This window comes from Streptomyces sp. NPDC048255, from assembly GCF_040652415.1.
Lineage (GTDB): Bacteria > Actinomycetota > Actinomycetes > Streptomycetales > Streptomycetaceae > Streptomyces.
The window spans coordinates 82149-94562 of sequence record NZ_JBEZMA010000002.1; the positions used below are offsets into that span (position 1 = coordinate 82149).

9 protein-coding genes are annotated in these 12414 nt (G+C 73.6%); 4 read left to right on the forward strand and 5 right to left on the reverse strand.

Annotated elements, in window-relative coordinates; all coding sequences use genetic code 11:
- Positions 1-7 precede the first annotated feature (7 nt).
- Complete coding sequence (locus AB0D94_RS02830) at positions 8-1423, reverse strand: family 2B encapsulin nanocompartment shell protein (RefSeq protein WP_362044624.1); 1416 nt, start codon at positions 1421-1423, stop codon at positions 8-10.
- Positions 1424-1483: 60 nt separating this feature from the next.
- Positions 1484-2509 (reverse strand): polyprenyl synthetase family protein, encoded by a 1026-nt coding sequence (locus tag AB0D94_RS02835; protein WP_362044626.1) that lies wholly within the window; start codon positions 2507-2509, stop codon positions 1484-1486.
- A gap of 359 nt (positions 2510-2868) precedes the next feature.
- Between AB0D94_RS02835 and AB0D94_RS02840 the strand changes: the two genes are divergently transcribed.
- On the forward strand, positions 2869-4305 hold the full coding sequence (locus AB0D94_RS02840) for a hypothetical protein (protein WP_362044628.1): 1437 nt from the start codon (positions 2869-2871) through the stop codon (positions 4303-4305).
- A 339-nt stretch (positions 4306-4644) separates the two neighbouring features.
- Here AB0D94_RS02840 and AB0D94_RS02845 read toward each other — a convergent pair whose 3' ends face one another.
- Positions 4645-5790 (reverse strand): family 2 encapsulin nanocompartment cargo protein terpene cyclase, encoded by a 1146-nt coding sequence (locus AB0D94_RS02845; protein ID WP_362044630.1) that lies wholly within the window; start codon positions 5788-5790, stop codon positions 4645-4647.
- A gap of 273 nt (positions 5791-6063) precedes the next feature.
- Between AB0D94_RS02845 and AB0D94_RS02850 the strand changes: the two genes are divergently transcribed.
- Both AB0D94_RS02850 and AB0D94_RS02855 read left to right on the forward strand, forming a co-directional pair.
- Entirely contained in the window at positions 6064-7488 is a 1425-nt protein-coding gene (locus AB0D94_RS02850) for a family 2B encapsulin nanocompartment shell protein (RefSeq protein WP_362044632.1), read from the forward strand.
- Between the two features lie 173 nt (positions 7489-7661).
- On the forward strand, positions 7662-9452 hold the full coding sequence (locus tag AB0D94_RS02855) for a glycoside hydrolase family 71 protein (RefSeq protein WP_362044634.1): 1791 nt from the start codon (positions 7662-7664) through the stop codon (positions 9450-9452).
- Positions 9453-9516: 64 nt separating this feature from the next.
- Here the strand turns inward: AB0D94_RS02855 and AB0D94_RS02860 are convergent, their stop codons facing one another.
- The gene (locus tag AB0D94_RS02860; protein ID WP_362044636.1) at positions 9517-10500 is read right to left on the reverse strand and encodes a hypothetical protein; all 984 of its coding nucleotides are present in this window, start codon (positions 10498-10500) and stop codon (positions 9517-9519) included.
- Positions 10497-11042 carry a SigE family RNA polymerase sigma factor gene (locus AB0D94_RS02865; RefSeq protein ID WP_362044638.1) on the reverse strand — a complete coding sequence of 182 codons (546 nt, stop codon included), beginning with the start codon at positions 11040-11042 and terminating at the stop codon, positions 10497-10499. The genes AB0D94_RS02860 and AB0D94_RS02865 overlap by 4 nt, the downstream gene beginning before the upstream one ends.
- Before the next feature lie 159 nt (positions 11043-11201).
- Between AB0D94_RS02865 and AB0D94_RS02870 the strand changes: the two genes are divergently transcribed.
- The gene (locus tag AB0D94_RS02870; RefSeq protein ID WP_362044640.1) at positions 11202-12380 is read left to right on the forward strand and encodes an aminotransferase class V-fold PLP-dependent enzyme; all 1179 of its coding nucleotides are present in this window, start codon (positions 11202-11204) and stop codon (positions 12378-12380) included.
- Positions 12381-12414: the final 34 nt, after the last annotated feature.

A 12414-nucleotide genomic window follows, 5' to 3' on the forward strand; every position in this document is an offset into this window, starting at 1 on the left:
TTCGCCCTCAGTCCTCGAACCGGGAGATCTCCACGTTCTCCAGCACCCCGACCGCGTCGGGGACCAGGATCGCCGCGGAGTAGTAGGCGGTGACCAGGTAGGAGATGATGGCCTGCTCGTTGATGTGCATGAAGCGGACGGACAGGCCGGGCTGGTACTCGTCCGGCAGCCCCAGCTGGTGCAGGCCGATGACGCCCTCGTTGTCCTCGCCGGTCCGCAGCACGAGCACCGAGCTGGTCCGCTCCTCGGTCACCGGGATCTTGTTGCAGGGCAGCAGCGGGATCCCGCGCCAGGACGGCAGGCGGTGGCCGTGGAATTCGACGCTGCCCGGGTACAGGCCGCGCCTGCTGCACTCGCGGCCGAAGGCGGAGATGGTGCGCGGGTGGGCGAGGAAGTACTGCGACCCGCGGCGCCGGCTGAGGAGTTCGTCCAGGTCGTCGGGGGTGGGCGGCCCGGTACGGGCGTAGATCCGCTGCTCGTAGTCGGCGTTGTGGAGCAGCCCGAACTCAGGATTGTTGATCAGCTCGCTCTCCTGGCGCTCCCGCAGGGCCTCGATGGTCAGGCGGAGCTGCTGCTCGGACTGGTTCATCGGCTTGTTGTAGAGGTCGGCGACGCGGGAGTGCACGCGCAGCACGGTCTGCGCGACGCTCAGTTCGTACTCGCGCGGGCTCAGGTCGTAGTCCACGTACGTGCCCGGCAGCATGACCTCGCCGGTGTGCCCGGCGGACAGGTCCACCGCGTCACTGCCCTTGCGGCCGACGCGCTCCGCCTCCAGATAGGCCTCGGCGTGCCGCCGCAGCGCGGGGGAGCCCGCCAGGGCGGCGTCCCAGTCGCCGCGGTTGAAGGTCATCGTCACCACGTCCGTCAGGGCCCGCGCCGTGAACTCCCAGCGGGCTTCGGGCAGCGGGTGGTGGCCGAAGTGGTCGCCGTCGCTCAGGACGCCGAGGCTGGCCTCGTCCCCGTAGGCGCTGCGGCCGAGCCGTTCGATCCTGCCGTGGGCGATGAGGTAGATCTTGTCCACCGGATCGTCGCGCCGGACGATGACGTCGCCCTTGCGGAACTCCTCCTTGACGAACCGGTCGGCGATCGCCTTGACCACCTGGTCGTCGGGGAAGTTCCGGAGCATCCCGAGCTCGCGCAGCATGGGCGGGATGACGCGGAGTTCGGTGCCCGTCTTGACGAAGGTGATGCGTCCGTCGCCGAGCGTGTAGCTGACGGTGCGATTGACCCGGTAGGTGCCGCCGCCCGTCTGGACCCACGGGAGGATCTTCAGCAGCCAGCGCGAGCTGATGCCCTGCATCTGCGGGGCGGACTTGGTCGTGGTGGCCAGGTTCCGGGCGGCCTCGGTGCTCAGGCTCTGCCGGGCGGTGGCGGCGGCCAGGGCCGCGGAGGCGCTCGCTTCGGGGGTCGGGTCGACGGACATGACAGGTGTTCCTCTCGGTCAGTCTTCCTGGAGGTGCGGCGAGGGTCCCGGTCCCGCCCGTCAGTGCTCCCGGCGGGTGATCAGCTCGCACAACGCCACCAGCTCGGCGGTGGCGGCCGGATCGGGGACGGCCCCGGCCAGGCGGTCCAGCGCCGCCGTGGTCCGTACGGAGGCCTCCCGCCGCGCCCAGTCGCGCCCCCCGGCCCGCTCGACGAGCTCGGTGGCGCGGGCGATCCCGGCCGGGCCGAGCGGGGCGCAACCGGCGTACAGGGCGGCGAGTTCGGCGGCCGCCCCGGTGTCCGAAGCCAGGGCGGCGACCACCGGCATGGACTTCTTGCGCGCCGCGAGGTCGGCCCCCACCGGCTTTCCGGTGATCTCCGGGTCCCCCCAGATGCCGAGCAGGTCGTCGATCAGCTGGAAGCTGATGCCGATGCCCCGGCCGAAGGCGTCCAGCGCGGCGGTGACCTGCGGGGGAGCGCCCCCGTAGAGCCCGCCGAGGGCGCACGCGGCGCCCAGCAGGGCCCCGGTCTTGGCCTCCGCCATGGCCATGGCCTCGCCGAGGCCGACCGTTGTACGCGTTTCGAAGGAGCAGTCCTCGTACTGGCCCTCGCACAGCTCGACCACGCAGTCCGACAGCCGGGTCACCGCCTCGGGCCGGTCGGCCACCAGGCGGACCGCGAGCGCGGCCATCGCGTCGCCCGCGATGATCGCCTCGGCGCTGCCGAACACCGTCCAGGCCGTGGCACGGTGCCGGCGCAGCGGATCCCGGTCGATCACGTCGTCGTGCAGCAGCGTGAAGTTGTGGACCAGTTCGGTGGCGGCGGCCGCCGCGAACGCGTCCTCCTCGCGCCCGCCGACCGCCCGCGCGGCGGCCAGTACCAGGGCCGGCCGGATCGCCTTGCCCGGCCGGGCGGTGGCCGGGGCTCCGGTGCGGTCGCGCCAGCCCAGGTGGTACTCGGCCACCGCGCGTACGCCGCCGGGCAGCGAACGCACCGCCGTCCGCAGGAGGGGGTCCACCGCGGCCAGGGTGCGGCCGAGCACTGCGGCGACGCTGGGCGCGTCCTGGTCCTTCGCGTACGGCGTCATCGGGTGGGTGCCTCCTCCGGAGCGGGGCGAGCGGCTGGGAGTGCCCGGGCGGGCCCGAGCGGGCCGAGCGGGTGAGCGCGGTGAGCGGGTCGAGCGGGGTGGGCGCGGTGAGCGCCGTGGGGCGGACGGGCGCGGTGAGCGGGGTGGCGCGCGGGGGTGATCGGAAGGAGCGATCCCGCTTCCTGGTGATCTGTGTGCTCCCGTACGCCAGGGCTACGCGGTGTGACCGTGTTGCCCTGTGCGCACACGTCTTAGTTAGGGGCAGGACGGCCTCACCCGGTACATCCGGCCCCACCCCACCGTGTTGAATGTCCCCTCGCGTTGAATCACTGGACACGTGTACGAGCTGGGCGGTTCTGATGGTCAAGCGTGAACCCAACGGACGACTCCGCACCCTCCTCACCGACGCCCGCTGGAGCGGGCAGGACTTCGCCCGCGCCGTCAACGGCGTGGCCGCCGAATCCGGCCTCACCCTGCGTTACGACCGGACCTCCGTCTCCCACTGGCTCGCGGGGACCCGGCCCCCCGCGCACGTCGTCGCCCTCGCCGCCGAGGCGCTGAGCCGGCGTACCGGCCGGCGGGTCAGCCCGGCCGACACCGGGCTGTCGCGGCCCGGCGGCGTACGGGCGCGGGACCGCCCCGGCGCCGCACCGGGCGCGGGGGCGGCGGTGGGTGAAGGCGCGCAGGAGGCCTGGGGCGGGGCGAGCGGCGATACGACCCGCGGCGCGGTCGGCGGGGCGACCGGCGCGGCCGGCGCCGGCGGCGGGGCCGACAGGCCCGGGCCGCAGCCCGGCGAAGCCCTCTTCGGGGAGGCGCTCTTAGGCGAGATCCCCGTCTACTCCTCCGCCTGGCGCCCCCAGGGCTGGCCGCCGCCCGACGGGCCCGGCGCCCCCGCCCCGCGGTCCGGCAGGATCGACCGGCACCACGTGGAGGCGGCCGAAGCGGTCCTGCCCGTCTTCCGCAACGCCGACATGATGTTCGGCAGCGGCCTGACCAGGCCGGCCCTGACCCGCTACCTGGCCACGACGGTGGCCCCCTGGCTGCGCGCCGACACCCTGCCCGCCGTACGCCACCGGCTGCTGGGCGCGACCTCGCGGCTGGCCTACACGGCCGGGTTCCTCTTCTTCGACGGCAACCAGCAGGGCGTGGCCCAGGCCTACTACCGCGCGGCGCTGCGGCTCGGGCAGGAGGCGGGGGACCCGCAGTGCTGGGCGCCGGTCCTGCGGGCGATGAGTGTGCAGGCCCACAGCCTGGGCCACCGCAAGCAGGCGCTGGAGCTGGCCGAGGCGGCCGCGCGCGAGGTGGGCCGGCTCCCCTCCCTGCAAGCCGCCTTCGTGACCGGGCAGCTGGCGGTCGCCGAGGCGGGCTGCGGTGACCGGCGGGCAGCGGTGGCCCGGCTGTCCGACGCACAACGGCTGCTGGAGCGCTCGGCCGGGCAGCAGGCGGCCATCGGCGACTACCACCAGGCCGCGCTCGCCCACCAGCAGGCCGAGGCGCTGGCCGCCCTCGGCGACGCGCGGGGCGCGATGGCCGCGCTCATCGCCTCGCTGCGGCACCGGCCCGCCGCCGAACGCCGGGCCCGCGCCATCACCTCGGCCCGGCTCGCGGAACTGCACCTGGACTCGGGCCACTTGGAGCGGGCCTGCGCCGTCTGGCACGAACTGCTGGACCTGGTGCCCCAGCTGGAGTCCGCCCGCGTGGACGACGCCCTGCGCCGGCTGCGCGGCCGCCTCCAGCCGGTACGCGGCAATCGCACCGCACAGGCCCTCCTGGCCCGGCTGGGCGGGCTGGCGTAGGGGGCGTTCGACCTAGTGCTGTGGCCGGAAAGGTTCACCGGGTCGCGCCGCCCGGCACGGCACTTCGCCGCGTTGTCGGACCGCGCCGGTACGTCCAGTACGAGCCGCGGCCCTCCGCCTTGCGATGCACCGCACCGGACGACGCGACCCGGCAAACCTTTCCGGCCACAGCACTAGGCCCTGTCCGGGCGATCTTCGCGGGCCCGCGCCGCCTGGCACGGCGCCTCGCCGCGTTGTCGGATCGCGCGAGTACGGCCGAGTACGAGCTGCGATCCTCCGCCTTGCGATGCACCGCACCGGACGACGCGGGCTGATCCACGAAGACCGCCCGGACAGGACCTAGGCGTCCGTGCGGATGCCGTGGTAGCGGGGGCTGGTGGCGTGCCACTTCTTGGCGCCGCCCATCCAGTGCCACACGCCCTCCAGGAAGCGGCCCAGCAGCGGAGAGCCGAGAGAAGCCAGGGCAGCCGCCTCGGCCTCGACGCAGCACATGATCTCATTGTGGATCGCGGCCGTCCGGTTCACCGCCTCCTGGAGGGTGCAGCCCTCCTCGGCCGCGATCAGGTTCGGGAGGTTGGTGTCGGCCGGGTCCTCCCGCGCCATCGAGTACAGGTCGTTGAGCAGGCACGTGGCCACGCCCGCGTACATGTACGTACGCCGCACCCGGGCATCCGCGAACTCCTGCGCGGGCACCTCGTACCCGCCGACCGGATCGGTCAGGACCATGCAGGGGAAGAAGCCGTTCTCGTACCGGTGCACCAGGTACTCCCAGACCGGCGGCCGGCGCCCGGACGTGCGCCACTGCGCCTCGTGGTTGTACCCGACGAACATGACGGCCAGCTGGTAGCGCAGCCGGGTCACCTGGGTGGGGGTGGCGAACCGGGCCAGGTGGTCCAGGCAGGAGCGGAAGGCGCGCAGCACCGGCTCCGCCGCGACCTGCTCCTCGAACCGCCGCTCGTAGCCGGACGGCAGCCGGACCGGGTCCACCACCGCGTGCGCCAATCCCAGGCGCGCGCCGAGCAGTTCGGGATCGGCGTCCGCCCCCTCGTCGACCCAGTGGTCGTCCACGGCCCACTCCGCCAGCCCGCACTTGGCGGCCGCCAGCAAGCGGTCGGGATCGTCGCAGTCCGGATGCGCGAGCATCATCAGCCGGCCGAACCCGCAGGAGCGGAGCATGTCCAGCCGGTCCGCGTAGATCCCGGTCTCCCGCGCCCACATCACCAGCTGCTCGTTGACCTCGTCCCCCAGGGCGGGATCGTCCCGGACGGCGTCGGGGCAGTAGAGCGGGGGGATGACCAGGCCCGACCCCGAGGGCGGGCTCCCGTCGCTCCCGGGGTGCAGGTCCGGCTCTCGGCCCAGGTCCGGCCGGGGGCCAGGGCCGGGCTTCAGGCCGAGGCCCAGCCCGCTGCGGCCGTCCAGCAGCCGCCCCAGCACCTCCCCCCGGCGGCCGGCGGGCACGGGGCGGTCGGGGGCGGCGCGGTCCATGGCTCCTCCTGCGGTCGGCACACCCACCCATGGAGCGGGCGCGGCCCCGTGCCCCGGTAGGCGCTCCGCCCGGCGCGTGTGTTGAAGATCCGCCGGCGTTGAAAGCGTGCACTGGTGTCCACGGCCGCGGGCCTCGTACAGACGTGCACGGGTTCAACCGGCAGCGATTTTCAACAGTCCGCACGGGCCGACCCGCTACCGCGAGCCGCCGCGGGCGAACGACCGTGAGCGGTGCAGCACGTTCCGCGTGGCCCGACGCATGGAGGAACCCGCATGACCACAGAGGCACAGCACCCCCTGGAGGGGCACGACCCCGCCGCCGACCGGCAGCTGAGCCTGAGCACCGCAGCGGCCCGCAATCTCGCGACGACCACCAAGTCCGTGCCCCAGATGCAGGGGATCAGCTCGCGCTGGCTGCTGCGCATGCTGCCCTGGGTGCACCTCGGAGCCGGCACCTACCGCGTCAACCGCCGCCTCACGCACGCCGTCGGGCGCGGCCGGGTCTCCTTCGTCCAGAGCGGCGCGGACGACGTACGCATCCTCGCCCCCACCCTCGCCGAACTCCCCGTCCTCAAGGGCTTCGCCGACACCGGCGTACTGGAGGAGCTGGCGCGCCGCTTCGTCAAGCGCGACCTGCGCGCCGGCGACGCCCTCGTGGAGGCGGGCGCCGCGGTGGAAGAGGTCTTCGTCATCGCCCACGGCCGCTTCGAGAAGCGCGCCGAGGGGAAGTACGGCGGGGCCGAGCTCCTCGGCGTGGTCGCCGACGGCGACCAGCTCGGCGACGACGCCCTCGGCCAGGCCGACCCGCGGTGGGGCTACGGGGTCCGGGCCTCCACCGCCGCCACCGTGATGGTGCTGCGCTGGAGCTCCTTCCAGGAGGTGCTCGCCCGCGCGGCGAGCCTGCGGGCCCACCTCGAACAGTACGTGGAGAACGGCCGCCGCCCGGTCAACCGGCGCGGCGAGGCCGACATCGAGCTCTCCTCCGGTCACGCCGGAGAGGCCCTGCTGCCCGCCACCTTCGCCGACTACGAACTCGCCCCACGCGAGTACGAACTCAGCCTCGCCCAGACCGTGTTGCGCATCCACACCCGGGTCGCCGACCTCTACAACGACCCGATGAACCAGTTCGAGCAGCAACTGCGCCTGACCGTAGAGGCGATGCGCGAACGCGAGGAGTCCGAACTGCTGAACAACCGGGAGTTCGGCCTCCTGCACAACGCCGACTACGGACAGCGCATCAGCACATGGTCCGGCCCGCCCACCCCCGACGACATGGACGACCTCCTCAGCATGCGCCGGGGCACCCGGTTCTTCCTCGCGCACCCCAAGACCATCGCCGCCTTCTTCCGCGAGTGCAACAAGCGCGGCATCGCCCTCGACACCGTGGAGGTCCACGGCAAGCAAGTGCCGTCCTGGCGCGGCGTCCCCGTGCTGCCCTGCGGCAAGATCCCCGTCGTCGACGGCCACACCAGCTCCATCCTCGCGCTGCGCACCGGCGAGGAGAACGAAGGAGTCGTCGGGCTGCGCCCGGCCGCGATCCCGGAGCAGATCGAACCGGGCCTCAACGTCCGCTGCATGGGCATCGACCAGAAGTCGGTCATGTCCTATCTGGTCAGCGCGTACTACTCGACCGCGATCCTGGTGCCCGACGCCGTCGGGATCCTGGAGAACGCCGACATCGCCGCCGCGCGCTCCTGACGGGTACCCGCCGACCGGGTCTGAGCCCGTCCGAACGGACACCTCCGTAGTTCCCCTGGTCCCCGTGACGTACGTGTTCCGGCCCTGCTCCTGGGAACGGTTGTCCGGCAGCCGGTAATGGGCTCTACTGCTGTGCAGCCCCCACTCGGGGCATATTCCGGGGAGGGACCAGGATGACAGCGGACCGGCGGACGGACCGGCGAGCGGAACACGGCGCGGACGGCCGTACGGACCGGCGAGCCGGGCGGCGGGCGGCCGGCCGGCGGTCCGAGCGGGCGGCGCGCCCGTCCTCGCACCGCCGCCGGCCGCGCTTCCGGGGCCGCAGACCCCTCCTGGCGACCCTGATCTCGGCCTTCCTCCTCGTCGGCGTCTGCGCGGCCACCGGAATCGCCTGGGACCCCTTCAGCGGGGCCTCCGCGCAAGGCGGTCCGGCCCCCGGCACCGACGCGCCCTGGTCGCCCGGCCCCACCACCGAGGCCCCGCCCGAAGCCTCCGGCCCGACCACCCCGCCGCCGGCGCAGAGCCCGCCGCCCACCGACGGGGCGGCCGCCGAGGACGCCCCCGGGGGCGCGGCGGACTCCGCGGCCGAACGCCCCGCCGGAGCCCTGCCCTTCGACATGCCCCAGCCCGCCGCCCTGCGCTCCGGCGCAGCGGGCAAGAAGCTGGTGTTCGCCCACTACTTCACCCCGTACCCGCTGTCCCTCGACAACGTGAGCGCGGACAGCGACTACTACACCCGCAACTACCTGAACCCGGACGGCGAAAGCGGCAAGCACGAGAAGTACGGCGGCCTGCTGCGCGACCGGCCGCTGCCCGTCCCGCCCAAGAGCGGCGCCTGGGAGCTGGCCAACCTCCAGCAGGAGGTGCGCACCGCCCGCGCGGCCGGCCTCGACGGGTTCACCCTCGACATGCTCTCCCTGTCCGGGAAGAACTGGGAGCGGTCCAACCTCCTGATGGAGGCCGCCCGTTCGGTGGACCCCGGCTTCAAGATCATGCTGATGCCCGACATGACCTCGCTGAAGACCGACGACCCGGGCGTCCTCGCCGACGCCGTGGCCGCGCTCGGCAAGGCGCCCGCCGCGCACCGGCTCCCCGACGGCCGGCTGGTCGTCTCCCCCTTCAAGGCGGAGGCGAAGAGCGTGGCCTGGTGGACCGGGGTCATGGAGGCCCTCAAGTCCCGCCACGGCATCCGTACCGCCTTCGTCCCCCTCTTCCTCGACTTCGACGGGAACAGCACCGACTTCGCCCAGATCAGCTACGGCTTCTCCGAGTGGGGCAGCCGCAGTTACGTGGGCCAGGAGAGCTCCACGCGCGACGTCCGCCGGGCGCACGACATGGGCAAGATCTGGATGCAGCCCGTGTCCGTCCAGGACGCCCGCCCCAACCAGGGCATCTACGACGAGGCGGGCAACACCGCGACCCTGCGCTCCACCTGGAAGCACGCCATCGACGACGGCGCCGACTGGGTACAGCTCACCACCTGGAACGACTACTCCGAGGGCAGCCAGTTCGCGCCCTCCCTCCACAACGGCTACGCCTACCTGGACCTGACCTCCTACTACCTGACGAAGTTCAAGACGGGCAGCTGGCCGAAGATCGTCCGCGACACGCTGTACCTCACGGGGCGCACCCAGTTCGTGGCCGCCGACCCCACGGGGGACCAGTCGCTGGTGATGTCGCTGCGCAAGGGCAGCGCAGCGTCCCGGGACACGGTGGAGGTGCTCAGCTTCCTCGCCGCGCCCGGCGTCGTCCGTACGGCCGTCGGGTCCGCCGAGGACTCCCACGAAGCGCCCGCCGGGATCCACGCCGAACTGCTGCCGCTGAAGCCGGGCACCAGCTCGGCACAGGTCGTACGGGACGGGAAGACCAAGGCGCAGGTGGAGCTGCCCTACCCGGTGGACCACAAGGTCGAGGTCCAGGACCTCCAGTACTACGCGGCGACCAGCGGGCGCGACAGGCCCTGAGCGGCGCCTGCGCTTCCCGGCGCCGCCCCCCGTCGCCGCCCCAGCCGGACGGCCGAGACACCCCCTACGGGAGGGTCTTCTCGTGGAACTTGTCCTGGTCCGAGTCGTAGACCAGGGTGCCCTCGGCGTCGTAGCCCTTGATCTGCGGGGCCTTGGTGACCCGCCGTTCCAGGATTCCGGTGGCCACGAACCGGCCGTGGTCCAGGGCCGCCTCGACGGTGGTGCCGCCGTAGGTGACCGTCACCTTCGCCACGCGGGCCTCGTACGTACCGATGGCCCCCCAGCGGTAGGGCAGCTTCCAGGGCCCTTCGGAGCTGAGGCGCTGGAGGTAGAGGCTGCCGCCGTTCATGTCGGGCACCACGGCCCCGCTCTGCGGGTCCCGGTCCGAGCCGACGTGCGTCTTGACCCCGCTCGCCTCACCGTTCTTGATGGTGCAGATGAGCCGGATCTCCCGCGCGTCCCGGGCCGCCACGACCACGTGGCCGTCGCCCGGGGAGTTGTCGTTCCCGGTGCTGCGCTGGGCGAGCAGGATCCGGTAGTCGGCGGCCTTCCCCAGCTCCGTGGCGACCCCGGAGGGCGACTGCTCGCCGTACCGCAGGCACTTCTCCAGCCCGTCGGCCGCCTGCTCCATGGTGATCCCGTCGGCCAGCTGTCCCGGCGTGGCCGGAGCGGCGGGCCCGGCCGGGGCGGGCGGGGGCGCGGTGCTCCGGTCGGGTCCGGGCGCCGGCTTCGTCGGGCCGCCGCCCGCCACCGAGACCGCCCCGGCCCGCTCTCCGCCGCCGTGCAGGGACAGCGCCACGACCGGTACGACGGCCAGCGCGACCAGCGCCGCTCCGGCGGCCGCCAGCCGGCGCCGCCGCTCCTGCCGGCCCTGGCGGACGATGGCCGGATACGGAAGGGCGGCGGGGCGCAGCGCCCGGGCGTCCTCGGCCATCCGCTCCCGCAGGCCCAGCTCGAAGGCCCCGAGGTCCCCGCCGCCTTGTCCCAGGGAACCCTCCTCGTGCTGCTCGCTCTGCCCGCTCGGGTCCTGTCCGTTGCGCCCCGTCATCGCACCGCTCCCTGCCTCGTCGTCTTCGTACGGACCGGCCCGTCCACCACCTGTGCCAGCCCGGGATGTGCGCGCAGCTTGGCCAGCGCCTTGGAGGCCTGGCTCTTGACCGTGCCCGGGGCGCAGCCCAGTACGTCGGCGACCTCGGCCTCGGAGAGGTCCTCCCAGTACCGCATGACCACCACGGCCCGCTGCCGTGCCGGGAGTTCGGCCAGAGCGGCCATCAGCGCGTTCCGCTCGTCGGCCCAGAGCGACTCGGGATCCCGCACGCCCGTCTCGGGCGGGGCCGCCGTCAGCCGCTCGGCCACCCGGCGCTTGCGGAACCGGTCGCTGTTGCAGGTGACCAGCATCCGGCGGACGTACGCCTCCGGACTGTCGCTGCGCCACACGCGCCGCCACGAGCGGTACGCCTTGGCCAGCGCCGTCTGGGTCAGGTCCTCCGCGTCGTGCGGATCACCCGTCAGCAGGTACGCGGTCCGCACCAGGTGAGTCCATCGTGCGCTGACGAAGGCTTGGAACTGAACTTCTTGCTCGGCTTGCATCGAACACCCCCTCAGCACCTAGACCACCACTTCCGCGGAATCGGTTGCCCGGCCGTGGCAGACGGGCAGGCCAACCCCTCACGATTGGCCTTTCCGCGCGCGCCGCCGCCCCTGCATGATCCGGAAGCAGAACGCCGCCCACGCCACCCGGAGGTACCCGTGACCGAGCCAGCCACCCAGCCAGCCACCCAGCCAGCCACCCAGACCGCCACCCCGTCCGCCTTCCCGGGCGGACCCGGCCTCTTCCGGCTGGACCCCGGCACGGCCCATCTCAACCACGGTTCCTACGGGGCCGTGCCGCTCCCCGTGCAGCAGGCGCAGGAAGCCCTGCGCGCCGAGGCCCACGCGGACCCCGACGCCTTCTTCAACTCCGTCTCCGACCGGCTGGCCCTCGCCCGGGCCCGGATCGCCGCGCACCTCGGAGCGGACCCCGAGGGCATCGCCTTCATCGCCAACGCCACCGAGGGCGCCAACCTCGCCCTCGACGCCATCCCCCTCGCCGACGGCGACGAGATCCTGGTCACCGACCACGGCTACGGCACCGTCGTCGCGGCGGCCGCCCGCCGCGCCCCCGTCACCACCGTGGCCCTGGACCCGCACCTGCCCGACGAGGACGCCGTACGCGAGACCGTGCTGGCCGCGCTCACCCCCCGCACCAAAGTGGCACTGCTCGACCACGTCAGCTCGCCCACCGCCCGCCTCGTCGCCGGCCCCCGGCTCCTCGCGGACCTCGCCGCCCGCGGCGTCACCACCGTCGTGGACGGCGCCCACACCCCCGGCATGCTGGCGCGGCCGATCGCCCAGGGCGCCGACTTCTGGTTCGGAAACCTGCACAAATGGGGGTACGCCCCCTCCGGCAGCGCGCTGCTGGCCGTCGCCCCCGCCCACCGGGCCCGGGTCCGCGCCCTCGCGCCCTCCTGGGAGGACCACCGCGGCTTCCCCCGCTCCGTGGAGTACCGGGCCACCGCCGACTACACCGGCTGGCTGGCCGCCCCCGAGGGCCTAGACCTCCTGGAACGCCTCGGCGCCGCCGAGGTCCGCGCGCACAACACCGCCCTCGCCGCCTACGGCGCGGACCTCCTCGCGCGGATCCCCGGGTTCACCGCCCTCCCGTACACCGAAGGCCTCCCGCTGCGCGCCCTGCTCCTGCCGCCCGGGCTCGCCGAGACACGGGACGCCGCCTCGGCCCTGCGCGAGGAGATCGCCGCGAAGCTGCGGACGCGGGTGCTGGTCTGGCCCCGGCAGGGCGGCGGCGGGATCCGCGTCTGCGGGCAGATCTACAACCGGCCCGAGGAGTACGAACGCTTGGCCGCCGCACTCCCCGCCTTCCTCTCCTGAGGATCCGGCTTCCTCCCCTGAGGGTCCGGCCGGG